At 38.7% G+C, this 25,207-nt stretch carries 21 protein-coding genes and 1 CRISPR repeat array; of the genes, 14 read left to right on the top strand and 7 right to left on the bottom strand.

Going from position 1 to position 25,207, the window contains the following annotated elements; all coding sequences use genetic code 11:
• The first annotated feature begins 161 nt into the window (after window positions 1–161).
• A complete protein-coding gene (locus tag H6G57_RS24350) occupies window positions 162–407 on the top strand; it encodes a DUF433 domain-containing protein (RefSeq protein ID WP_190523353.1) in 246 nt (81 codons plus the stop codon).
• Window positions 408–418: 11 nt separating this feature from the next.
• A complete protein-coding gene (locus tag H6G57_RS24345; RefSeq protein WP_190523350.1) occupies window positions 419–799 on the top strand; it encodes a DUF5615 family PIN-like protein in 381 nt (126 codons plus the stop codon).
• A 3-nt stretch (window positions 800–802) separates the two neighbouring features.
• Here the strand turns inward: H6G57_RS24345 and H6G57_RS24340 are convergent, their stop codons facing one another.
• Together H6G57_RS24340 and H6G57_RS24335 are read right to left on the bottom strand one after the other, a co-directional pair.
• Window positions 803–1,660 carry a prohibitin family protein gene (locus H6G57_RS24340; RefSeq protein WP_190523348.1) on the bottom strand — a complete coding sequence of 286 codons (858 nt, stop codon included), beginning with the start codon at window positions 1,658–1,660 and terminating at the stop codon, window positions 803–805.
• 266 nt (window positions 1,661–1,926) lie between these two features.
• On the bottom strand, window positions 1,927–3,441 hold the full coding sequence (locus H6G57_RS24335; RefSeq protein ID WP_190523346.1) for a family 10 glycosylhydrolase: 1,515 nt from the start codon (window positions 3,439–3,441) through the stop codon (window positions 1,927–1,929).
• 115 nt (window positions 3,442–3,556) lie between these two features.
• A CRISPR array of direct repeats spans window positions 3,557–5,343; the repeat unit is 37 nt; unit sequence GTTTCAATCCCTGATAGGGATTAATGGTTATTATAAC.
• Between the two features lie 494 nt (window positions 5,344–5,837).
• Here H6G57_RS24335 and H6G57_RS24330 point away from each other — a divergent pair.
• Entirely contained in the window at window positions 5,838–6,221 is a 384-nt protein-coding gene (locus H6G57_RS24330; protein WP_190523344.1) for a hypothetical protein, read from the top strand.
• On the top strand, window positions 6,218–7,156 hold the full coding sequence (locus tag H6G57_RS24325) for an SPFH domain-containing protein (RefSeq protein WP_190523342.1): 939 nt from the start codon (window positions 6,218–6,220) through the stop codon (window positions 7,154–7,156). The genes H6G57_RS24330 and H6G57_RS24325 overlap by 4 nt, the downstream gene beginning before the upstream one ends.
• A 17-nt stretch (window positions 7,157–7,173) precedes the next feature.
• Here the strand turns inward: H6G57_RS24325 and H6G57_RS24320 are convergent, their stop codons facing one another.
• Entirely contained in the window at window positions 7,174–9,102 is a 1,929-nt protein-coding gene (locus H6G57_RS24320; RefSeq protein ID WP_190523340.1) for a protein phosphatase 2C domain-containing protein, read from the bottom strand.
• Window positions 9,103–9,238: 136 nt separating this feature from the next.
• Here H6G57_RS24320 and H6G57_RS24315 point away from each other — a divergent pair, with 136 nt between their 5' ends.
• Window positions 9,239–9,916 carry an SDR family oxidoreductase gene (locus tag H6G57_RS24315; protein WP_190523337.1) on the top strand — a complete coding sequence of 226 codons (678 nt, stop codon included), beginning with the start codon at window positions 9,239–9,241 and terminating at the stop codon, window positions 9,914–9,916.
• 30 nt (window positions 9,917–9,946) lie between these two features.
• On the opposite strand, the gene H6G57_RS24310 is transcribed toward H6G57_RS24315, so the two are convergent.
• Window positions 9,947–10,369, bottom strand: a complete 423-nt coding sequence (locus tag H6G57_RS24310) for a hypothetical protein (RefSeq protein ID WP_190523335.1) — start codon at window positions 10,367–10,369, stop codon at window positions 9,947–9,949.
• A 66-nt stretch (window positions 10,370–10,435) separates the two neighbouring features.
• On the opposite strand from H6G57_RS24310, the gene petN reads away from it, so the two are divergent.
• Window positions 10,436–10,525, top strand: a complete 90-nt coding sequence (gene petN, locus H6G57_RS29505; RefSeq protein WP_071782645.1) for a cytochrome b6-f complex subunit PetN — start codon at window positions 10,436–10,438, stop codon at window positions 10,523–10,525.
• Between the two features lie 89 nt (window positions 10,526–10,614).
• On the opposite strand, the gene H6G57_RS24300 is transcribed toward petN, so the two are convergent.
• Window positions 10,615–11,394 (bottom strand): Uma2 family endonuclease, encoded by a 780-nt coding sequence (locus H6G57_RS24300; RefSeq protein WP_190523333.1) that lies wholly within the window; start codon window positions 11,392–11,394, stop codon window positions 10,615–10,617.
• 241 nt (window positions 11,395–11,635) lie between these two features.
• On the opposite strand from H6G57_RS24300, the gene H6G57_RS24295 reads away from it, so the two are divergent.
• Complete coding sequence (locus H6G57_RS24295; protein ID WP_190523331.1) at window positions 11,636–15,415, top strand: hypothetical protein; 3,780 nt, start codon at window positions 11,636–11,638, stop codon at window positions 15,413–15,415.
• 223 nt (window positions 15,416–15,638) lie between these two features.
• Complete coding sequence (locus H6G57_RS24290; RefSeq protein ID WP_190523330.1) at window positions 15,639–17,885, top strand: glycosyltransferase; 2,247 nt, start codon at window positions 15,639–15,641, stop codon at window positions 17,883–17,885.
• A gap of 42 nt (window positions 17,886–17,927) precedes the next feature.
• On the opposite strand, the gene H6G57_RS24285 is transcribed toward H6G57_RS24290, so the two are convergent.
• Entirely contained in the window at window positions 17,928–19,547 is a 1,620-nt protein-coding gene (locus H6G57_RS24285; RefSeq protein ID WP_190523328.1) for a Ppx/GppA phosphatase family protein, read from the bottom strand.
• A 104-nt stretch (window positions 19,548–19,651) separates the two neighbouring features.
• On the opposite strand from H6G57_RS24285, the gene H6G57_RS24280 reads away from it, so the two are divergent.
• Window positions 19,652–20,533, top strand: coding sequence for a 4-hydroxybenzoate solanesyltransferase (locus tag H6G57_RS24280; RefSeq protein ID WP_190523326.1), 882 nt, complete (start codon window positions 19,652–19,654; stop codon window positions 20,531–20,533).
• Window positions 20,534–20,582: 49 nt separating this feature from the next.
• On the opposite strand, the gene H6G57_RS24275 is transcribed toward H6G57_RS24280, so the two are convergent.
• Window positions 20,583–20,858, bottom strand: coding sequence for a cupin domain-containing protein (locus tag H6G57_RS24275; RefSeq protein WP_190523324.1), 276 nt, complete (start codon window positions 20,856–20,858; stop codon window positions 20,583–20,585).
• Between the two features lie 97 nt (window positions 20,859–20,955).
• Between H6G57_RS24275 and H6G57_RS29670 the strand changes: the two genes are divergently transcribed.
• From H6G57_RS29670 to H6G57_RS24250, 5 genes are all read left to right on the top strand, one after another.
• On the top strand, window positions 20,956–21,717 hold the full coding sequence (locus H6G57_RS29670; protein WP_190523322.1) for a peptidylprolyl isomerase: 762 nt from the start codon (window positions 20,956–20,958) through the stop codon (window positions 21,715–21,717).
• Between the two features lie 342 nt (window positions 21,718–22,059).
• Window positions 22,060–22,764: a hypothetical protein gene (locus H6G57_RS24265; RefSeq protein WP_206756702.1), complete on the top strand. Its 705-nt coding sequence runs from the start codon at window positions 22,060–22,062 to the stop codon at window positions 22,762–22,764.
• 288 nt (window positions 22,765–23,052) lie between these two features.
• Window positions 23,053–23,901 carry a PEP-CTERM sorting domain-containing protein gene (locus H6G57_RS24260; protein ID WP_190523318.1) on the top strand — a complete coding sequence of 283 codons (849 nt, stop codon included), beginning with the start codon at window positions 23,053–23,055 and terminating at the stop codon, window positions 23,899–23,901.
• A 29-nt stretch (window positions 23,902–23,930) separates the two neighbouring features.
• Window positions 23,931–24,314 carry a hypothetical protein gene (locus tag H6G57_RS24255; protein WP_206756701.1) on the top strand — a complete coding sequence of 128 codons (384 nt, stop codon included), beginning with the start codon at window positions 23,931–23,933 and terminating at the stop codon, window positions 24,312–24,314.
• Window positions 24,315–24,610: 296 nt separating this feature from the next.
• Entirely contained in the window at window positions 24,611–25,141 is a 531-nt protein-coding gene (locus H6G57_RS24250; RefSeq protein ID WP_190523310.1) for a hypothetical protein, read from the top strand.
• Window positions 25,142–25,207: the final 66 nt, after the last annotated feature.

Raw genomic sequence — 25,207 nt, 5'->3', positions numbered from 1 at the left:
AACTCAAAAGAAGATGGATACTCTGATGATAACAGACAATTAGACTAGGAGCCGTGTGCGGTGAAAGTCGCAAGCACGGTTCTGAATGGGAGTCGGGGGTTGTAAAGCCCCCCTCGACCCCTAATAATAGTCGAACTGAAACCCAATACAATAGGTGAAGTATGACACCAGCAAGTTTACTGTCTCGAATTTCTATTGATCCTAACATTTGTTTTGGCAAACCTTGCATTCGGGGTCATCGAATTTGGGTTTCTCTCATCTTAGATTTTTTAGCCAGTGGAGTTACCATTGAATCCCTCTTAGAAGAGTACCCTGGAATAGAACGTGAAGATATTCTAGCTTGTATTGCTTATGGTGCTGAAATGTCCCGTGATTGTTATGTAGAAATTCCGGTTAGATCTCGTTAATTAGTGGTTAAATGAAAATCAAACTTGATGAAAATTTAGGAAATCTTCGGGCTGTATCACGTTTACGTTTAGCAGGTCATGATGTTGAAACTGTCAGAAGTCAAAATCTAAGTTCAACGGATGATTTCAGCTTAATTGAAATTTGTCATCGTGAGGGAAGATGTTTAATTACTTTGGATAGAGGGTTTAGTAATTCTTTCCGCTATAATCCGTCTAATTATTCAGGAATTGTGGTTATCCGTTTACCTTCTCAACCCACCCCACAAGATTTGGATGAGGCAATTGATACCCTAGTTAATGCTTTAGATGAAACAGAAGTAGAAGGTAAACTCTGGATAATCCAAAGAGACAAAATTTGGCAATATCAACCCTCACAACAGTCTGAGTTTTAACAATTATTCATAACCCATTTCTGGGAGATTCCCTAAATTAAATAAAAACGGAACCATACTTTTATTATCTCCATTCATAATTAACACTTTTGGCATTTGAGCACCTCCCTTTTCCCAAGCTTCAATGGCTTCTTTTTGTAAGACTAATTGTCCCCCTGTAGCTTTCAATGTTTCTGCTAATAATCGTTGAGCTTCCGCCGTTCCTTTTGCCCGATTAATATCAGCTTGAGCTTGTTGTTCTGCTTCTTTCGCAATATAAACTGCTCGTCTTGCTCGTTGTTCAGCAATTTGTTTTTCTTCAACGGCTTTGGCAAATTCAGGAGAAAAAGCCAAATCAACCACACTGGTATCTAAGACAATGATTCCATATTTATCTAATCGTTCATTCAGTGCTTCATCAAAGTCTGATTTCAATAATTCCCGTTGCGTAATCGCTTCTTCAATGGTTCGTTTTGCTGCTGCAATTTTAAAAGATTCTTGGGTTTGGGGAGCAACTACTTTAGAAACAACATTTTGTAACGTTCCCTGTTCTCGTCGAATTCTCACCACTTGTAGCGGGTCAAGCCTAAAGTTAATGGCAAAACTCGCTGATAATTGTTGTAAATCCTTAGTAGAACTTTGGGCGGGAACTTCAAATTTCTGCACCGTTAAATCATAAATGTCAACATTAGAAACTAAAGGGGGCTTAAAATGAATTCCTTCTAATAATACCCCATCTTGCGCTTTTCCTAAAATACTCAATACTCCCGCTTGACCCGGGTTAACAATAACAAAAGAATTTACGGAGATTAATGCTAATATTGCTAAGGCAATTCCTAAAATAATACTGGTTAAACCTGCTTGAGGTTCTGCACTTTTCATTTTATTAACTCCAATTGATACCCCTATTATAGCGGAATTTATCAGCTATGAGCTAAACTCATCGTTATCTCAATTTATGAAATCCCATTATAGATGCTACAGATGATTCTTCCTAACCCCCCTGTAGAGACTAAGCATGGCTAGTCTCTACAGGGGGGATTTGTAGCAAACATTTAGGAATTTCATATTACATCACAAAAAATTCTGATCACAGATTTTACGCATTTAGCTAACTTTTCCTCCTTTCCCTGACACCCAACACCTATTTACTGTTTACAGAATTTTCGTTGTCGGGTTTCTTCCAAATTTTGCCAATCATAACCATAATGACTAAACGCATTAATTTGAGGAATGATTGTAGAAATATTCACCATTTGTTGTTCTAAAGAAGGGCGATTTTTTATGGATTTTCCCCAATCTCCGGCTAAAGCGGGAATCACTTGAGTTCCTGGGGGAGCTTGCTGAATCACTTGCTGCACTTGCGCTGTAATACAGTTAACTTGACCACAGACAGCATAGGACATGGGATGCCATTCAATTGAGGGTGAAAATTGATCCCAAGGCTGCATTCGGGAATCAAAACCCATCCCTCCTATTTTACGATTTCCTTCAGGAAAAAATACCGCTCCCGCCGGAATTCCTTGGCTTTGAACAGGTTGAGTTACGGTTGCTAAAAAGTCTAAAACTCCCTGTCTGGCATGGGCAACACTTAACCGCCATAATTGTAATTGTAAAGTTTCTCCTAGTTTAGGAACAGAGGCTAATGTTTTCCATTGTTTCTCATCTGGCCAATAAGGTTTATCTTTTTCATCAGGATATTTTTCTGTCACCGCCTTTACATCATTTTCAGTAATAAATCCTTGCTGTATAAATCGCTGCATTAAGTCTTTGCCTTTTTGACTACTGGCTCGATTTAAAAAGGCTTGTTGAGATGCTTCTCCATAAATCCATAAATCTTTAACTTTGGTCGCAACGGATTCTCCTCCTAACCCTTTGGGATAGCGAACATAATCAAATAAAACACCATCGGGACGACGTTGTAAAATAGTATTTAATAAGGTTAAATAATCTTGTCTAGCCGTGGGATGATAGGGGTCAACAAACCCTTGATTGACAAAACTTTCGCCATATTCGTCGATTTTAGTTTGGTCAATCACTGCTGTTGTTGTTGTTTCTCCTTTACCATTGCGGGCTAAAACTGAATTTTTATCGGGTTTTAAAGTATAAGTATAACCATAATTTAACATAAACATCCAAGCATAAATTTTTAATCCTCGTTGTCTTCCTTTTTGGATGGTTTCTGCTAATAAATCGCGGTTTTCCATTCCTGACGATCGCATTGCTGATGGCCAAGCCGTGGGATTTTTACTAGCAGGTAACAACACTTGACCATCATAAAATACTTCTAAATAAACTTTATTATATCCTTTATTAATAATATTATCTAAAATCCGCTCAATTTCTCCGGGTCGAGCATCACAGGGATATAATCTTAACCATATCGCTTGAGTTTTGGGGTTAATTCGTTGACGACATTGATTGACTTGTTGAGCGTGTTGAATTATAATGGTATTATAGTTTTGAATAGCCTGGGCATCTCCGGTTAATGCGGTTTGTCGTAAACTTTCTTTTTGAGCGATCGCTTGGGCAGATAATTTACAATAAGCTAAAGTTTGAGAACGAGCGACAGACACTAACAGGAAAGGATTCAAGGAAAAAGTTATCAGTAAACTCAATAACAATCGGGAAAAGCGTTGTTGATGAATCATTAAACCAAACATAAATTATTACAGGATTTCACTATATTAAATGATTCACAACATTCTTAAACAGATCAGTGGAAAAGAGGGGTGTTGACTCTTAACCATTCCCCATTCCCCATTCCCGATTGCAAGAGTCCCTATTGACTGATACAATTAATGGTTATTATAATTTTTGTTGTATTGCTTTGCGTACTACAAATTAATCTGGTTTCAATCCCTGATAGGGATTAATGGTTATTATAACTCGACAATCGGTTTATAGCCCACTTTCTAATATTTGCGTTTCAATCCCTGATAGGGATTAATGGTTATTATAACGAGTACGCTCTTCAATCCGTAGCCAGTTTATCTAAGTTTCAATCCCTGATAGGGATTAATGGTTATTATAACGGATTACTTAAAAGCGTTGATTCTAAAGGTTTTGAGGAAGTTTCAATCCCTGATAGGGATTAATGGTTATTATAACAGTTTCACCTTTCTGGGATCACCCGAAATTGCTTGGTTTCAATCCCTGATAGGGATTAATGGTTATTATAACCTATAATCACGTTATTTGCGGTCACTCAATACTTGTTTCAATCCCTGATAGGGATTAATGGTTATTATAACTGTAGATTTGAAAAGCCTATTACCCACATTAAGTTGTTTCAATCCCTGATAGGGATTAATGGTTATTATAACTTCTAATCAAAAACATATCGTTGACTGGGAATACAACAATGTTTCAATCCCTGATAGGGATTAATGGTTATTATAACTTCAACGGACGGGAAACCGTTACCAAGGGCAAAGTTTCAATCCCTGATAGGGATTAATGGTTATTATAACTGCGGGTTCTGCTTTTGCGACAGCAGGTACAGGCGTTTCAATCCCTGATAGGGATTAATGGTTATTATAACGACTATTATCTTACTGCAAAATGAATCCAAAGGTTTCAATCCCTGATAGGGATTAATGGTTATTATAACTCTATGATACCGCCATCATCAAAAGCTACACTCCCGTTTCAATCCCTGATAGGGATTAATGGTTATTATAACTGCGATTTAGCTAACCTTCATCCGGGTGAGTATTTGTTTCAATCCCTGATAGGGATTAATGGTTATTATAACCTGGCTTCATAAATTGGAACACGAAGGTTAATTGTTTCAATCCCTGATAGGGATTAATGGTTATTATAACATTTCCCTTTTTTAGATTGAGGCATTTATTGTGTTTCAATCCCTGATAGGGATTAATGGTTATTATAACGCATACACAAAAGATAGTATTACTATTTACCCGATGTTTCAATCCCTGATAGGGATTAATGGTTATTATAACCAATGTTGACCCCTTGCCATGGCTGCCTTCATGCCAGCGCTGCGTTTCAATCCCTGATAGGGATTAATGGTTATTATAACAATTCTCACTGGGGGGATGACTCCCTTAAAAGTTTGGCTGTTTCAATCCCTGATAGGGATTAATGGTTATTATAACTGGAATCGTAGGGGATAACTCCAGGCCATAGAATCGCGTTTCAATCCCTGATAGGGATTAATGGTTATTATAACAGTTTATATGAAGGTTTATATCTGGGATATGTTAAGTTTCAATCCCTGATAGGGATTAATGGTTATTATAACTTGAGGTGGTTGTCTCAAGTCTCTGGTTTCCTGTACGTTTCAATCCCTGATAGGGATTAATGGTTATTATAACATAAATCTTGGGGTTTGACCCGTCCAGTTGCATCGAGGTTTCAATCCCTGATAGGGATTAATGGTTATTATAACAGCGAATGCCAGAAGAGGATATTAAGAAAATCACAGTTTCAATCCCTGATAGGGATTAATGGTTATTATAACCCCCGACCTTGACCCTTTCTCCTGCGAACTTGCCAACCGGTTTCAATCCCTGATAGGGATTAATGGTTATTATAACCGCAGGCTTCTGAAACCCTTGATATATTTAGTTTTCAAGGTGCGATTCCGACAACCTGATCAGAATATACCATTTCAGCCATCGACTTGACAAGGGGTAAAAATAAAAATATCCTAAAATCCCTTTCCCATAAGACTTTCAGAACTTGCGCCAACCTCTTAATCAAGTAGATAGACTTCAAACCCAGAATAGACAAAGATTTCAGCCCTAAATTTTGCCTTCTTTGTTGCCAACACCTATCAGTTGTCGCTAGTGGAAGCCAAAAGATTGATCAAATTAGGTTGGTTTTCAATAGCGATCGCAAATTTCCCACATTCTATCTAGTTATAGCAAATTTTAATCTTTTGTCAACAGCGTTTAAAAAGTACGGTTATCCCCCTGAAAAAAGTTTAGAAAAAACAGCATATAATATGAGTATTAGTTCCAGGAAGGGAGTGATGTGAAACAGGACAGATAAACAATCAAATCTGTTAGTTATGAGATGGGAGAGAGTTGTGAGAACTAATCCTCTAAAAAAATGGTTAGTCATTGGAATAATAGAAGTTTTAATTTCTCTATTTTTAATTGCAATGGCTCCTCATTTTTTAAACTCTAATCTACCCATTATTGGGTTTTTAATGTGGCTCTGTGTTTTTATTTTATTAAGCAGTTCAGGAGTTTATAGCTTATTAAAAATTTGGAGAGCTTCTCAAGCAAGAAAAATATTTATTTCTTACTTTCCTGAATATAAAGTATTAAAAATATGGAATTTTATCGAGTTATCTCCAACTTCCATTCAGGAAAAAATAGAAATATTTCAAACCTTAAAAAATGATCCTGATTGTTCTCAATTAAATTTTTCACCCCTTGATTTATTACAGGGAGCTAAAAAGCGATGAAATTCACCCGTTTTTCATCTATTCTATTTACCACTCTTTTAGGAACCAGTTTAAGTTCCTGTGGTATTCTTCCAGGAACCAACGTCACCACTGTTGAACCCGGTTATGCGGGGTTAAAAATACAACTTTATGGCGGAGAAAAAGGCATCGAAAATGCTAAAGTCGTTACAGGGAGAGTGTGGTATAATGGTTATACGGAAGAAGTGGTAGTTTTCCCCACATTTATTAATACCTATCCCTTTACTCAAGCTGCAACAGAAGGTTCCCCGACGGATGAATCTGTGGTATTTTCTGTGGGAGGAAGTCCGGTTTCTGCGGATGTCGGGGTTTCCTTTGGATTTAGTACAGAAGCTCTTTCAGGAACAACAAAAACCAAACTTCATCAATTTTATGAAACCTATCGAAAAACCCCTGAGCAATTTCGAGCCAATGAGTTAAGAAATGGGTTAAGAAATTGTTTTGGAGAAGTCGCAGAAAATCAGAAATTAACGCCAGCCATGTTACCGATGAATCAACAAAAATTAGTAGCTGGTGTGAGAAATTGTACTGAAAAACGGTTTCCAATTATTATTGTTCAAGATATTTCTTTATTGAATCCTTTACGTTTACCTCCTGAAATTCAAAAGAGTATTGATGAACAATTTGCGGCACAACAAGCGGCTCAAACGGCTGAATCTAACCGTCGTAAAGTCGAAGCAGAAGCTGCATCCAATGTTGCTAAAGCCAAAGGAGAAGCTCAAGTCACCATTGAACAAGCCAGAGCAGAAGCCGAATCAAACCGTTTATTAGCTAATTCAATTACCCCCCAATTATTAGAATTAGAGCGTTTAAGAGTGGAACGAGTTCGGGTGGAAAAATGGAATGGTCAACAAGGGAATATTATTCAAACCCCTAATGTTCAGTTAGGAAGTGGAACGCCTGGGGGAACACCATAATTAAGTTAGAATCAGAACTAACGTTTATTTGTGGGTTTTGGTTCTTCAGGAATGGATTGGATTTGAGATTGACTGACTTGCCACCAAATGGCAAAACCTGCGGAGATTACTATGGCAAATAAACTCAGAATAAAGGCAAGTTCTTTCCATTTAGAGGCAGGTTTTGGTGTGGGTTGAATTTCCGGTTCAGGAATGGATTCACCATATAATAAAACCTTAGATGCTTCCGTTGGTTCAGTTTCTAGGGATTCTGGTTTTGTGGATAATGGTATGGTTTCTACTAACACTAATTTTTGAGGAGAAACCCCACAATAAGTTAAAACAACGGAAACATTATCATGACCATTTTTATCATTAGCAACATCAATCCATCCTTGTACAGCAGATTCTAAAGATTGTTCTCCATTTAACACCGAAGCGGAAAAATCTTGCCAACATTGTTCAACTCGTTGATTATCACTTAATCCATCGGAACATAATAATAATAATCCGTCTTCTTCAATAATAAATCGTTGCACCATAGGGCGCAAAAATTCCGCTTCTCTAGTTCCTAACGCTTGGGTTAAAGCACCCGAACCAGAGCGTTGAGCAGCATCCCAATATAAACAGCGACCCTGACGGACTTCTCGATTTGCTACATCATCATCCAGGGTTAATTGTTGACAGGAATTCTGGGTTATCCAATAAGCCCGACTATCCCCAATATTGACAATATAAAGTTCATGGCAATTATTGAATTCAATCCCCTCTGGAGTTTTGACTTTTTGGGGGAGTTGCAACGCCATAACTAAGGTTGTTCCCATCCGTTGTCTAAATTCTCGCCCCTGTTGATTATTTTGCGCCGCAATTACATTATTAATAACCCGAGCAATTTCTTGCAATTGTTCCATAATTAATTCTGGCGATGCTAATTCTTCTTGAGCATAAATTTCCGCCATTAAACTATGAATTAACGGTTTAACAGATTGTACCGCTAATTGACTGGCTACTTCCCCCCCATCATGACCCCCCACACCATCACAAACAATACTTAAATTAGGAATTAATTTATCATTCGGATAAATATAAAGATTCCGTACATCCTGAAAATTTGGATAACAATTATCCTCATTATGGGAACGTTTAATCCCCACATCTGTTAATCCCATTACCGCTAAATGTAAGGGTAATTGGGCGGCTTGTTCCATTAATAAGTGATTCAGTTGACTCGCCACTTCTTTTAACGAGTCCTCTTGATGACGCAGCAATTGATGAAGGGTTTGTAACCGATATTGGATGGTGGGATGGGCGGTTTCAATAAACGCTGTCCAAGATTCGGCTAAATCTCGTTGGGTGGGTTGAACTTTGCCTTGATGCAGTTCTCGCAACCGCACCCGCCAGCCGTCCACCCGTAAATTATCTTTGACTAATAAACTATAGGCGGCACCTTGTTCGGTTAACGGTGTCCATAATTGCAGCATTTGCCATAACCAATACACCTGACGCACGGGGTTTGTTTTTGGCCATGCTTCTACTAACGTCGGGAACAGTTGACCCCGACTATCAACGGGAATGTTATCTAATAATAAAGTTTCGGTTGCTTCTGGGGGAATTCCCAAGGGATACACCCCAAACACCCCAGGAATATGCAGGCGATGAGGATGTAAGTATAAATAGGATAAAATGGACTCCGAGAGCATATCGGGCAAAATCGGCGGAGCTCCGGGTTTGGTATCTAACCAAACTTGGGGAAAGGTCACATAATAGCGATTTCCCACTAACTGACCCGGTTGAATTTGAGCCGCCCCGGAACCCGTCGCCCACAAATATCGATAGGTTAGGGGAGTTTGACAGGTTTCACAGATGGAATTTCCCAAGGAGTTCCGGGGTTGGGGACAGGCGGGATTTGTACAATGGATAGGCGGCGGCGCCGAAGTGCTAATTTGAAATAATTTTTGTAAGGACACGGCTAGAACTGTTAATAGGGGGACTTAATCGTACAAAAATTGATAATATAAAACGATTGTAGCTTTTATTGATTTGTCAGAGCGGATTGCTATAGTAAATTGATAGATAGAAAGAATTGTTGAATCGTTAACATCCATGAGCAGTGAATCTTATATTTTTGTGGCGGGTGCAAGTCGTGGCGTAGGGCGAGAAATAGCAAAATCCCTGCGAAACCAACAGCAAAACGTGAAAGCATTATTAAGAACACCGGACACTCGCCCAGAGTTGGAAGGGATGGGGGTACAAGTGGTGATGGGGGATGCTTTAGATATCATGGCCGTTGAACAGGCACTATTAGGCCCAGAACTGATTTCTGCGGTAATTAGTACCATTGGCGGTTTACCCAAAGAGGGAGAAAGGGCTGATTATTTGGGGAATAAAAATTTAATTGATGCGGCGGTGAAAGCAGGGGTCGGGAAGTTTATTTTAGTGTCTTCTATTGGGAGTGGGGAGAGTGTGGTGGCGTTACCTCCTCAAGCGTTGGAAACTTTAAAATCGGTTTTGGTGGAAAAGGAAAAAGCAGAACAACATTTAATGAATAGTGGACTGACTTACACGATTATTCGTCCGGGGGGGTTAAAATCTGAACCCGCAACGGGGAATGGCGTATTAACGGAAAATTATCGGGTTGCAGGTATGATTCATCGGGCAGATGTGGGTCAGTTGGTTTGTGATTGTTTATTTTCAGATTTAGCAAATGGTAAGATTTTGTCAGCCATTGACCGGAATATGACCTATGGAGAACCGGATTTTGAGGTTTTGAATTTGGGTTAAAATTGGCAACCGGGAATAGGGGGAAAAATTTTAAGCAAAGGGTTTAATCCAACCTTTTTGTAAGGCTTTATCTAATATTAATCCCGCTATTCCAAATAATAATAAACTTTCGCTTCCTAAAATAGCGATTTCTTCTAGGGAAGTTTGGGTTTTAAGTTGGATGTCAATTTCTGCCAAGCCGCGAACCAGTCCAAAGGCAAAAATTCCTCCTAATTTTAATTGGGGGTTATGGTCGCCGCGAATAATGTAACGATAGGTGACACCCAATAAAAACCCGCTAATTCCTGCGATGGGGACGGAAAGCCAAACATTAATCGGTTGTCCCCAAAGCCACAGGTTAAGGCTACTGAGGAGAATATGGGTCAGTCCGACACAAAATCCGGCTAAAAGACCTGCCTTGAGAGATTCTAACCGTTCTATGGCGGTAAAATTTGAGGAGGAGTTTAGGTTCACGCGATCGCTCCGTTTCAAGTTATGATCGATAGTGCAGTTATTGTGCAACGTTTTTAAAACATTACTATGGATATTGTCTCACTGGGCTGGGTTTCGCTGTTAGTGCTGTTTACTTTTTCAATTTCAATGGTTGTTTGGGCTCGTAACGGATTCTAACATTGATTCCCTATCTAACCCTTACAAAATCTGTAGAGACGCGCCATGGCGCGTCTCTACAATTATTAGGGGGTACGTCTCTATAATTATTAGGATAAATCGCCATATTGTTCTCGATAACGCTGCAATAGGGCTTCTAATTCTTCAACTTTTTGTCGTTCTTTTTCTGCTCTTAAACGCTCCTGTTCTGTCCTTAAACGTTCCTGTTCTATTTGTTCTGTCGGTGTTGGTATCCAATTCTGATTTTGATCATACCAACGCAACCAACATCCTGCAATTCCTTGATAATATCCTTGCCATAATCCTAAACCTAATTCTAATTCTGGCATCCAAACCCGTGAATTTGAAACCGTTAATTCCTGATAGCGACTGGCATTATTTTGAAATACCCGCAATTCATTAGTATAACGACTAAAAACCACATAATAAGGGATGCGTAAAATTCGTTCGTAAACTTCCCATTTTGTCGGCGGTTGATGAATTTCCCGCAAGGTTTGACCTAAATCTTCAGCTTCTGTTCCCGGTGATAATAATTCTACCACCACAAACGGGTTTACTCCTTCTTGCCAAGTTACATAACTTAAGCGTAAATCCCGTTGTTCATATAACCGAGATACTCCCATAACCACAAACCAATCTGGGCGTTTATACCAGTTCAAATGGTGAGGGTCATAATAGAGATTAAGGTCACTGGCAATAAAAATCGAGTCGGGAGAATAACCGGGGGGATGAAACGTTATTCTCAATAATTCGGGTTGTAAATCATGGAATTCGTCGGGCAAACCGGGTTCCTCCGGGTCTTCACTTTTGAGGTCATACATCGTCGGTAGGACTTCTTTTGGGGAACGTGGGGGATCAGTTTGAACCATAGCAGACTGAATAAATGCTTAAGTATTAGAATAGCATAAAATAACCGAAATCGCCCTTAATTTCAAATAAAATTATAGTCGTCCTCCATCATTAATGAATTCAGACGAGAAGCTTGGTTTTCAGCTTTTTGATGATCTAAAATAATTATTAATAAAAATCTAACTCGCAAGATCAGCCGTTATCGTAGACATACATCAAAATCCATTCCGTCTTTTTCCCCAAACCCCAACCCTTCCCCCCATGTCTCCGCCAAAACCCTTAATTCGCATCTTAATTCAAACCGATACAACTAATCCAATGATTTTAGAAGGGTTAGAAGCTTGGTTGCGTTTAGGTTTATTATCCGATACCCAAGTCCGCGAAATTGGTGAACTTTATTTAAGTGACCCTATCCCTCAAAAGGTTGTCTCTTCTGCTAAAACTAACGTTGTGAGTACGGAAACAACAACTCGAAATTCTGTTGTTTCTAAACCGCCCCAACCTGCTTTTGAATTTCCAGCTATTGTAACGGATTTAGTGGAATCTTTAAAAGCTGAATTGAGTGTTCGCTGGCTATTATTTTTAGGGTTATTTTTAGTCATTGTTTCCTCTGGAGTTTTAGCAGCAAGTCAGTGGGAAAAATTTCCAGCCACCGGACAATATTTAATCTTATTTGCCTATACCTTTGCTTTTTGGGGGACGAGTTTATGGGGAAGTCAACAGTCTAGCTTACCCGTGACGGCGGAAGCTTTAAAATTAGTAACTTTACTGTTAATTCCTCTGAATTTTTGGGCAATGGATGGATTAAAGTTGTGGTTATATCCTTTAGGGTTAGTTACAATAGCGATCGCTACAATTGCCCTAACTGCCCTAACGATTATTTTATATCGAAATCAAGGACAATTGCAACGTCGTTTCCTCTTCAACCAGTTAGGATTAAGTTATTTAAACTGGGGATGGCAAATTCCAGGTTTTCCTGTCATCGCGGTTTATTTAGGAATTATCATCAGTGGAATTTTAACCATTGTTAACCCGCCCCCAACTGCTTCTACTCCCAACCAACGCATCGACCCTAAAATTATTGTTATTTATCTTCTCGCCTTGCTGTTTGGTCGGGCAATTTTTGGCGTTGATATTGCTATTAGTGAGCTTGGGTTAGCGTTAGGAATCTTTGCAATTTTTTTATATCTTTCTCCTTCTATTATTTTACATCGGTGTAGCTATGGTATTCTATTTTTCGGCTGGTTAATCACGATTTTTACCCAACCTGGACAAGCCTTTTTAATCAGTGGAATTGGCGTTGGAATTTTTACTGATAATTTATTAAAATATTGGAAACGCCAAGATTTAGCTGCAATCTTTGGTTTTGGATTATCAATGGTGGTGTTAGTCGGTCGTTTAATTCCACCGGAACTTAGACAAACGGCGATTACAGTTGGAGTAGAAGTTACCCGTTCTCAGCATTCCCCTTGGGCTTTACTGAGTTTAACCTGGTTTCCCTATCTGATTGCAATGGTTGTCTTGACGGATTGGATTTACCACCGTCCACAACGAAAATTAGCTCAATTTGGAGATCAAATGAGTTTAATGTTTGGGGTATTTCTAACCAGTTTATCATTATTAAACCCGGCATTGCGATCGCTAAATTTATTAGCCTCTACTATTACTCTAGCTGTTATTACGAGCCGTCGTCAACCCCTAAACCCCCCCTTAGTTTTAGCTACCCATCTTTTAGGGTTAGTTACCGTTTGTAATCTAGTTTACTGGCAATTTCCCAACTTAACCTTAGAACTTTGGGCAATAATTTTATTGGGCTTAATGCTGGGTGAATTTTTATTATTTACGGTCAATAGCCCCCTAGATAATATTATCCGAAAAGATGCTTTAAACCTAGGAATAGTATTATCTGAACTCAGTTATATGTTATTTTTAACTAACTTTTATTTTGATAACAAAACTTTAGAAATTACTTGGTTAATCACACCCCTAGCCTTAACAGTTGTAGCAACCCAAACCACAGATACTCAACGAATAAAAGCCAGCCAATTTAGTTTTGTAGCTTGTGGGTTAGTTCAAATTTTAACTTTACCCCATCCTGAAATCCGTTTATGGAGTTTAGGCTTAACAACGCTATTAATGGTTGTTAATACCCAAATTCTAAAAACGTTATTTGCATCAACTTTTACCGTTGGTTTAGGATTAACTTTACTCTTTTTATCCGTACAGGATTTTGTGGTCAGAGAAGGATGGTTAATGTTATTGAGTTTAACCGTTACCGGGTTATGGATATCACGATTAATGTTATCCCGCTATGGTTCACCTCAATCAAGAATTATTAAACTTTATAAAAAATCTATTGACAGTTGGGCAATAGGATTATTAGGGTTTGAACTTTCAGCCATAACCCTGCATTCCTTTGGGTTATATGCAGCTAGATTTCCAGCGAATTCTAACCTGATTTCACCCTTAATCATTTTAATCATTGCCTTAATTCTCCGAGGATTAAATATAGCAGAACCCCCCAGAAGAGACAGGTTGGGATTCTCCCCTTGGATATTATATAGTTTAGCTTGGACCGTTGAATTACTGATTGTTGAAATCCTAATTTTTAACGACCGTTCTTTAGTTAGCTTGGCGGTTGCTAATATTATTTTAGGACTAATTACACAACTTTTTGGAGATTGGTGGCAACGTCATTATCAAATTCAAAAACTGCCCAACCCTTGGCAAACAATTCCCATTCTATACGGTCTTTTAGGTGTGGTTTTTCGGTTCCAAACCGTTGCTAATTGGACCGGATTAATTTCCCTAGGACTTGCCTTAATTTTAATTGGCATTGGCAGACGCAGTATCGATACCAAACCTTTAACTTATTTAGGACTGATAGGAATTTCTATTTCTACCTATGAAATTTTATTCTATCAAATTCAGTCTCAACCTTTAGCCACACAATGGATTGCTTTTGCCACATTAGGAACCAGTTTAATGTATGCTTATCGAGTTCTCAGTCCGGGGTTAACCGTTTATTTACAAGTTCAGGAAAGTGAAATCAAATTTATTGCCCATCTTCATTGGTTTATTAGTAGTTTATTTTTATTATTAGCCAGTTTAACTCCGGGTTATTCTCAACCTCTTTTAGCCATTGGAACCAGTCTATTAGTCGTGCGTTATGCTATTTTTCAAGGTCGTTATAATTCCAATCCTACAGCCTCGGAAATCTGGGTCTATCTCGGTTTAGCAGAAGCAACGGCTTTAATTCTTTATTTACAAAATTTATTCAATTTAAACGAATTTTTTATTCCTTGGTCAGGGGCAATTGTATCAATCCTATCCTGGTTCTTTTATATTTTGCCTTGGAATAATGGGGGATGGTCGGAGAAACCCTGGAAAAGAGTCGCCATTATTCTTCCGATTATCACGGTTATCACTTCCTTTTTCCTCTTACAACCTGAACAACAATTAACGGGATATCTTTCAGCTATTCTTGCCATTATATTGTATATGGCATTATCAAGCTTAACCCGAAATATTCGCTTAAGTTATTTCAGTTTAATCTTAATTAATTTTACCTTTTATCATTGGTTAGGGTTGATTAATTATCAAGCGGATGAATTTATTCTAACTCTCCCTATTGCCTTATCATTACTTTATTTTGCCCAATTTGAACCCAATTTAATCTTAGAACAAAATCGCCCTTGGAGGCATGGATTTCGGATTTTTGCAACCAGTCTATTTTGTGGAATGTCCCTGATAACTAATCAAGGGATAGGGATTCTTCCGGGAATGTTAAGCTTAATCACAATTTTTGCGGGGTTAGGATTTAAAATTCGAGCTTTTCTCTATATTGGAACTGCAATATTTTTAATTAATATTGTAGAACAACTAATGATTCTTAATGCTCATTATTCTTTTATGAAATGGGTAATTTCCTTTATTTTAGGGTTAATTTTAATTTGGATTGCTGCTACTTTTGAAACCCGTCGAGAACAATTAATTGCTCTTTGGAATAACTGGATGGCAGAATTAGAAACCTGGGAATAAGGCGGAAACTCGGCATTAATTTGGCTCAAACCCCGATACAGAAGCATTTTCGCTAATATTTTCAAGGCAAAATAAAAAATTAATCCAACGAAGAATAACAGAAACCCTGCAATTTTCAAAAAAATGTTAAATAATGTAAAGCAGTTCTTCTGCGAATCTGAGTCTTAGGGATGACCTCTGACTCAATACAGACTAAATGCGTTTTAACAGGAGTTTCTGGATTATGACATTTGGGTTTAGTAGTCAACGCCTGAAACGGTTAATTTTGTTGGGATATCCTCTCCCTCAAACGACCACTTTAGTGTTTCTGGGATTAGTTACATTAATTACTGTATTAAGCCTCGCTTGGTTGAGTGGCGAACCCAATATTACCGAATTTTTTAATCTCCTTTGTGAGTTCCAAAATAATCCTCCCTGGTGGTCTGAAGTTCCTGAATTGTCTGCACAATATTTGTTTTTACCTACCCTGATTTTTTCAGGAATTGCAGCAATTATTATTAAAGTCTCTCCTCAGCCTCAAACTTGGACAAGAGCGTTAATTATTAGTATTAATTTAGCCATTATTCTGAGATATTTATTATGGCGTAGTGTCACCACACTCAATTTAACTCATCCTGTTGCTGGAATCTTAAGTTTAGGGTTATTTTTAGCTGAATTACTTATGCTGCTTCTCAGTAGCTTACAACTTTATTTATCCCTGAAAATTAAGGATAATAAATCTGAAGTCAATCCCATAGCTAAGGATATTATAGAAACAAAATATACCCCTTCAGTGGATATTTTTATTCCCAGCTATGATGAACCTGAATTTATTATAAAACGAACCATTATTGGCTGTCAAGCTTTAGATTATCCCCATAAAACAATTTATCTCCTCGATGATACTCGTCGCCCAGAAATTAAAAAATTAGCTCAAACTTTAGGATGTCAATATATTACACGGGTTGATAATCTTCACGCTAAAGCCGGAAACTTAAATCATGCGTTAATGCAGACAAAAGGGGAATTCATTGTTGTATTTGATGCAGATTTTATTCCCACCAAAAATTTTATAAATCGAACCATTGGCTTTTTCCAAGATTCTCAAATTGCCTTAGTTCAAACCCCCCAAACTTATTATAACTTTGACCCAATTGCCCGAAATTTAGGCTTAGAAAATCAATTACTTCCTGATGAAGAACAATTTTATCGTCAACTGGAATTAATCAAAAATTCGGTGGGGAGTACCGTTTGTTCAGGAACCTCTTTTGTGGTGCGGCGCAGTGCTTTAGAAAGTATTGGAGGATTTGTTACAGAGTCAATTTGTGAAGATTATTTCACCGGAATTCAGTTAACAGCTAAGGGGTATCGCCTGGTTTATTTGAATGAAAAATTAAGTGCTGGGTTAGCAGCAGAAAATATTAATGCTCATTTAACGCAACGAGAACGATGGGGACAAGGAACATTACAAGCCTTTTTTATTAAGTCTAATCCCTTAACCATTCCAGGTTTAACCCTCTTACAACGGTTAGCTCATTTAGAAGGATTAGCCAGTTGGTTTATGTTTGGATTGAGAATCTATTTACTGATAATTCCCTTAATTTATGCCTTCTTTAATATTCTTCCAGTTCAAGCATCTTTAGATGAATGGCTTTACTTTTTTACCCCCATTTATTTCTTTCAGATGATAACTTTTTCTTGGTTAAATTATCATAGCCGCTCTTTTATTTTTAATGAAATTTGCTCTATTCAACATTGTTTTCAGTTAGGATTAATGGTATTAAATACAATCCTTAATCCTTTTAATCAAGGATTTAAAGTCACGCCAAAGGGTATCATTCAAGATCGCTATAATTGGAATCATAATTTGGCTTTACCCTTAATTGGATTTTGGATCTTAACAGCTTTAGCTGTCCTGAAAATTACGATTCTAGGAACACCTGAAATAGACGAAATTAATACCGAATCTGGAATCAGTTTAGGAATTATTTGGGGGGTTTACAATTTAATTATTATTACCTTATCTATTTTAATGACAATTGACGCGCCTAAACCTGATCATTATGATTGGTTTGAATTACGGCGAGTCGTACAAATTCAGATTCAAAATCAAACTCTTTGGGGAATTACAACCCAAGTCTCAGAAGCTGGTGCAGAAATTGATATTACAACCCAATATCCCCTGGATTTTTCGACTCAGCAGACCATTAAACTAGATTGGGTTGAAGAAAATTTAAGCCTACAGGGACGCATCAAAACCTTCCATTACAAAGGAGATAACTTAACCCTACAGGTCGAATTTCAAGCCGTGAATTTATCTCAATATCGTCAACTGATTGAACTTTTATTTTGTCGTCCCGGTCAATGGAAAAACCAAAAAGTTCCAGGGGAATTGAGATCGCTTTTTCTGGTTTTTAGAGCCTTAATTAAACCCCGATTTTTATTTGATAAAAAACCCAAAATTAAAGCCATGAAAGTCTCCCAATTCTAAATCTTGTAGGGTGTGTAAGCTCCGCCCACGCACCCCAAAAGATTAAGGCTCTAATTGAGCCACTAACTTTAACCCATAGTTAGTTTCAAAGGCTTCTTTCTTTAAGTCTAAACTCCATAATTCTAAAGCACAATCATCATCAGCATGGGTTGGTTTTAATTTCAAATAAAACTCCCGTGTTATGGGTTTATATTCACAAATAACTTGAGAAATAGCACCAATCAGACGTCGATCTAAAGCCACTGCTAACCTTAATAAAGGATGTAATTGATCAATCACTTGTCGAAACCGTCGTGGTAAACCTTGATACGCTTCATGTTTCTTTTTAGGACTACTTTTCCGGTGATATCGAGCTAAATTTGCGATCGCTTCAATTTCCATTTCTGTAAATCCTAATAATTCCCCATAGCGAATTAAATAATAGGAATGTTTATGATGAGCCGAATGACTGACATATAATCCGCAATTATGAAGAATACTCGCCGACCATAATAATTCTCGTTCAGTTTCTCCCCAATTATGTAATAATCCTTTTGTCTGATCAAATAAACTTAACGCCAAAGTAGCAACCCGTTGGCTAGATTCTAAATCAACTTGATATTTTTGAGCAATTTTTAAAACACTTCTTTCCCGAACCGAACGGCCATAATGAAGTCGATCATCAATTAACCCATGAGTTAACATCCAGTCTACAATCACCCCTTCTCGGAGACTGCGTTCACACACCGTTAAAGACCGCAGATTTAACAACGTCATGGCTTCTTGTAAAATTAAAGCCCCCGCTAAAATAATCTCGGCGCGACGGTCAGCAATTCCCGGAATTTGTAATCGTTCTTGATAAGATAATTTCCGAATTCGATTAATAAATTCTTGTAAGTCTTCTAACGTTAATTTATACCCAACCAACCGAGTCGGGTCTGTTCCTGACTTCTCTCTAGCTTTAATTCCAACTAAGGTTTCAATCGTTCCTGAAGTTCCGACTAAACGAGGCATTTCCCCGGATTTTAAATGGGAGGATAATTCATCAATAACTCGTTCTAATGTGCCTCGAATATAAGCTTGTAAATATAAAAATTCGGCGCGACTAATCGGATCTGTATGCACAAAATCATGAGTTAATCGCACCGCCCCCACTTTTGTACTACTTAAAAATCGGGGTTCCCAACCATCTCCTAAAATTAATTCCGTAGACCCCCCACCAATATCAATAATAATATGGGGTTGGTTATTAAATTCCATTGCCGAAAGAACCCCTAAATAAATGCGTCGGGCTTCTTCCTGACCGGAAATTAAACTAATTTCTAAATCTAATTCATCGGCGACTCGGCGAATAAATTCTCGACCATTGGGGGCTTCTCGAACCGCACTGGTTGCTACGGCCACAATTTGTTCCGCATTAAAGGTTTGAGCAATGCCTTGAAACCGTTTTAAACAATTAATCGCCCGTTCCATCACCTCTGGTTTGAGATTGCCCTTTTCTCCACAATCTCCCAAACGAACGGTTTCTTTTTCCCGTGCAATAATTGTAAAAGTAGTCAGTTGGGGCTGAACTTTTACCACAACCATGTGCAGAGAATTTGTTCCTAAATCAATGGCGGCTAAGATTCGATCTCGATTATCTGCGGGTTCAAAACTCTTCACCAAAGGCATTGATGTGACCATAATCACTCTCTAAGAAGCTATTCTTTTTAATTTTAGACCGATTGCGGATCTGTGTTAAAAAATATTGTGAAGACTCCATCTTTCAATCTTGACATCAACGCGCAATGCTGACCCAATCTAATCTACCGGAACCGACTTGGCAAATTATTATTCGACTGTTGCGATGGGACAAACCCGCCGGACGCCTAATTTTGATGATCCCTGCCTTATGGGCTATTGTTTTAGCCACCCATGGCACACCTCCTTTGGCTTTAATTTTGGTGATTGTCTTTGGAACCTTGGCCACCAGTGCCGCCGGGTGTGTCGTCAATGATTTATGGGACAGGGATATTGACCCGGAAGTAGAACGCACCCGCACCCGTCCCCTGGCTTCCCGTGCCTTAACGGTCAAAACCGGGTTGGTTATTGCTGGGGTTGCCTTTATTTGTGCGGCGGGACTGGCGGTTTATTTAAACCCTTTAAGTTTTGGTTTATGTGTGGCGGCTGTTCCTGTAATTATTGGTTATCCCTTAGCAAAACGAGTGTTTCCCATTCCCCAATTAGTTTTATCAATTGCTTGGGGATTTGCGGTATTAATTAGTTGGACGGCGGCGGTGGGAAATTTAGAAACAGCTACTTGGTTTTTATGGGGAGCAACGATATTATGGACGTTAGGATTTGATACCGTTTATGCAATGAGTGATCGCGAAGATGATCTTCGTTTAGGGGTAAATTCTAGTGCCATCTTTTTTGGAGAACAATCTGCTAATGCTGTGGGTATTTTCTTTTTAGGCACAGCAATTTTATTAGGAATTCTAGGCTGGAATCTACAGTTACATTGGGAATATTGGCTGACCCTAACGGCTGCTATTGGGCTCTGGTCAAGACAATATTGGCAACTGCGAAAACCCGATCTTCCTAGACCGATTTATGGTAAAATTTTTAGTGATAATGTCGGAATTGGTTTTATTTTATTAGGGGGAATGATTAGCGGATTATTACTGTAGAGACGTGCCATGGCACGTCTAAATAACGGCACGTCTAAATATTACAGGTTTATTTCCCAAACCGATAATGTTTACGAACATCAGCCCGGATTTTCCACCGACAAGACAGTCCCGCCGCAAAGGTAACTAAATCCCCTTTTCCAAACTGCACAGGTTCACCGACCTCTGGGGTAACGATGACATCCCCCGCTAATAAATAGCAGGTTTCGCTTTCATCATACGTCCAAGGAAACTCCGAAACCTCCTTTTCCCAAATTGGCCAATTCAAAACCCCCAATTGTTCTAATCGTTCTAAACTGGGTTGAGATTCAACCTGAATGCTCATTTCAAATTCCTATCAACATCTACGCCCAAATTTTACAGGAAGGGAACCTCAACCCCTACAATATTGGTAAATAGAATTTTTTAGGATGTAAATCTCAGTGGCTAATCCCTTTTTAACCGTTAACGACGAACCCATACTTTTAGGTCAAGCACTAAAATATTTGCAAGCGGCTGGAAAATTACAGCCGATGATCACAGATATTCTGCGAGAATATATTCTGGATCGGGAATTACAGTCGAGGTCTGATTTAGATGTCCCGGCTGCGAGTATTGAACAAGCGGTTGTTAATTTTAGACTAGAACGCAATCTTAGTGACCCTCAAGCGTTTCAACAGTGGTTAGAAAATAATCGCATGAGTTATGAAGGGTTTCACCAGCAAATTATGCTGGGGTTCAAACGAGAAAAACTTAAACTGTCGGTGGTTGAACCGGAACTGGAAAACTATTTTATCCAACGAAAACCTGCTTTAGATGCAATTGTTCTCTCTCGAATTTCATTAAATGACTATGAATTAGCAGAAACATTATTCAACCGTTTAAAAGAACATGAAACCCGGTTTGAAGAATTAGCAAAAGAGTATTCTATTACGAATGAAAGCTCGTTTAATGGCATGATGGGAGCCGTTGCTTTGTCAACTTTACCCGATGCTCTTAAGGTCGTTGTCCAACAAACCCTACCCGGACAAATTATTGGCCCCCTGGAAGTGGAGGGAGGCTGGTGTATTTTCCGAGTGGAACAATTTTTAGAAGCGTCCTTAGAGAATCCTCAAATCAAACAACGGTTGCAAAATGAATTATTTGAACGCTGGTTAAATCAACAACTTCAATCCGCTAAAATCACCCTCAATATTCAAGATTAATTCTCTAATAGTAGGGAATAGGGAACAGGGAATGGGGAATGAGTTTTAGATGAGGAGTTGGAATTAATTCTAACTCCTATATTTTTGCAATTGTGATTTTTATAGAGGTAAAAAATTTACAGGGTAAGGGTTACAGGCATTGTAAGACCGTAAATTTACTGAAATCAAAAATATAAAGGTTCTAAAGTTCCGTAAATTTACTGTTTGTGAATGCTCTCTAAAGATTTAAAGTAAAGGCTGAGTCTACCACATCTACTTCACTGCTAAGAGTTGGCAATTCTTGTTTTTTGAATTGTTATAAAAATTATCTTCTCTATTTGGGGTTATAACCTACGATTTCTCATGCGTAACTTCCGGGTTTTTTGTTTGGCTTTGGCTTTAGTTTTATTGGGGCAAATAGCACATTTTCTGATGCCAACCGGGTTGAGTGCGACGGAAGATTTTGGCATTAGGAAATTCGCTAACTTAATGTCTGTTGAACCGACGAATGACAATGCAGTTGAAGTCGATGGTATTTGGTTTGAAATATTAGTGCCGGAGCGAGTATTGCCGATCCCAGAAAAAGAGTTCGGTTTCCCAACTCCTGTAAAAATTGGCCTTCGTATTACCAACCAAAAGCCAACTCCCATTCGACTTAACCGCTTTGATCCCCAGATTGTTCTTGGCTTAAGAATAGTAACAGAAAATGGATTACCAGTTGACGGCGAAGCAGCTAGAGGTATGTTCTTGGGATTAAGGAGAGAGCAACTTACTTGTCCGTTACTCCAGTCAGGAAAGAGCGTGACCTTTTTTCTAGATGCCAATCTTTACTGGCAGGATAACTTGCTTCATCTGGGAGGCACGGATGGATTAGGCGGTGGATGGGATTTTAAAGATCTCAAGCCTGGTACTTATAAGATTCAGTTCTTGTATAACAACTCTAGCGCGGTGAACTACTGCCGTGACCTAACTCAAGATCGAAAAACCAGCATACCGCAAAGAGTAGAAGGACTCTGGACGGGTCAAGCCACGACTCCATTTGTGGAGGTTCGTCTAGTCCAGCCTTAACAAAATTGCATCCCAGTTGCCGTTTAGGGCTAAATTTCACGCAAATGCTGATGTCTTTTTAACAGTTACTACATAAAGGAGTTACAAAAAGTGCAACTAAAACGATATTTCCTTGTTTTATTGACAACGCCTTTACTGGTCGCCTTAACAGGTCGGTCGGGCTTGGCTTTCTCTTTTACACTCCCCTCGCAACAACCCAGTTCTCCTTGTACTCTAAGTTCCTTCTACTGTAACCCAGCGTCGTACAGCGATCCAAATTTTGGCACAGTAACTACAACTATCAAGCCAGTGTCGCAACTTCCACTAGGCGGAACAAATGCTTTCTTTAACCTGCTGACCTCATCTGTTTGGAAGGATAACGGTTGGATGTTTAATAAAGCACAATCAAATCAAAACATACAAGGGTATTTTGAGATTGGGGTTTATAAACCTTATGCCCAGCCCTCTACTAATGGAGGCGTAACCGTAGGGGCTGATATACAAATCGTTTACCATCCTGTTGCTGGTCAAGATCCAATGGGCAGTAACGTCCATTGGATTCAACGGGTTGTCAGTAATCATGCTCTTGTCACCTACAGTAATGGTGTTCAAGAACTTAAACCTTTTGGTACTAATGAAGACAAAATTGACGTAGTAGAAGAGCAGAAAGATCCAAATTTAAAAGCACAAGTAGGCTCTCAAACTATAATTTTAGGGCTTAACCCAATTTTTACTCCTTACTACGATACAGTCTCTCCCAATGCCACCCAAATTTACTTCGAGGACTTTTCTACTCGGCCTGATGGCCAAGACAACCACGACTGGTATGCTGAACTCTACTTGGTTCAGGAAACCGCACCCAAAACAGTAACGATTTACAATGGTATCTCATGGGGTTGGAACAACACATTCACTCCTCCCCCTTCTCCTCCTATTTCTCTGCCTCCACTTCCTTGTGACGGAAGTAGTGGTGGTGGCGGATGCGTTACTACAGCCAGCGACATTGCTATCCGAGAACTGCCACTTTCCGACTTCGACAGTGGCGACCCCAATCAGTTACCAGAAAAAGTCCCCGAACCCACCACCATATTCGGATTATTGGCTTTAGGCACGGCCGGAACAATTAAAATAATGCAAAACAAGTTTAACAAACAGTAGTGAAAAGTTTTTATACAGAGCTATTTCTCATGGGTAACTTCCTGATTTTCGGTTTGGCTTTGGCTTTAGTTTTGTTAGGGCAAATAGCGCATTTTATGATACCAATCGGGCTGAGTGCGACCGAAGATTTTGGCATCAGGAAATTTGCTAACTTGATATCTGTTGAATCGACGAATGGCAATGCAGTTGAAGTCGATGGTATCCGGTTTGAAATCTTAATGCCCCAACGGGAGTTTACTATCCCGGCAAAAATACCAGGCGCTCATACACCGGTGCAACTTGGGATTGAAATTACCAATAACACTCAAATTCCGATTCGCTTCCCTCCGTTTGACCCCCTTTTTGCAGTTCTTGAGGTTTGGACAGGTAAGGCATCAACTCCGTTTGTGATGTTTCGCCTAATCCAATTTTAACTCAAAACAAAGGTCAGCAAACATGGTTAAGAAGCTAGTAGAATAATGAGTCAATCTAGGGATTTTACGGAGCTATGAAATTGATAAATTTCCGTAAATCTACTGTTGGTTAATTAGTTTTAAGGATTTAGACTAAAGGCTGAGTCTACCCACATCTTTTACATTACTGCTACATCAGTGCTATCTGTTGGCAATTCTTGTTTTTTGAATTGCTAAAAATTTATTTTGAAAAACAACTTTAGGATACTTAAAGATCATGATAGAGACAAATTTAAGAAGCCTTGTGTGTAACTCGTATGAAATCTAGAAAATCAAATCCAAACAAAACTATTGAAGTAGATGGTATTCGCTTTGAAACGTTAGTGCCAGAGCGTGAGATGATCATTCCTACTAAAGATGGTGATCAAACTCCCGTGCAATTTGGGATTCGCGTTACGAATTGCACGGAAATTCCCTATCGCTTTAAACTCTCTAGTTTAATGCCAGAACTTCAAGATACCAAAGGGACAGTAATAGAGCGGTCTTACGCAAGAAATGCAACCAAAGGCTTACAAGAAGAGGATTTTCTATGGGCTATGCCAAACGAAAGTTTGACTTTTTTTGTGGAAGGCGAGTTGTACTGCTATCAAGGCAAGTTTGGACTCAGAGGCTATGAGAGTTCTGGTGGCGTTTGGACTTTTCGTTCCCTCAACCCAAGTCGATATCAAGTTCGGTTCACTTATGAAAATCAAGAAGCTGTGAGAAAAATTCCTTATGGAAAAACTGTAGAAGGACTGTGGGTAGGAAAAGCTTATACACCTTGGGAGGAGTTTCGCCTAGTTTATTAATGAATTGAAATCACATTGTAATTATTGTCTAGATTTTGTTTTGCGCCCAGACCGATATTTCTTTGA

Origin of the sequence: Planktothrix sp. FACHB-1365 (assembly GCF_014697575.1) — a bacterium.
GTDB lineage: Bacteria > Cyanobacteriota > Cyanobacteriia > Cyanobacteriales > Microcoleaceae > Planktothrix.
This window is presented reverse-complemented; position numbering and strand designations above follow the sequence as displayed.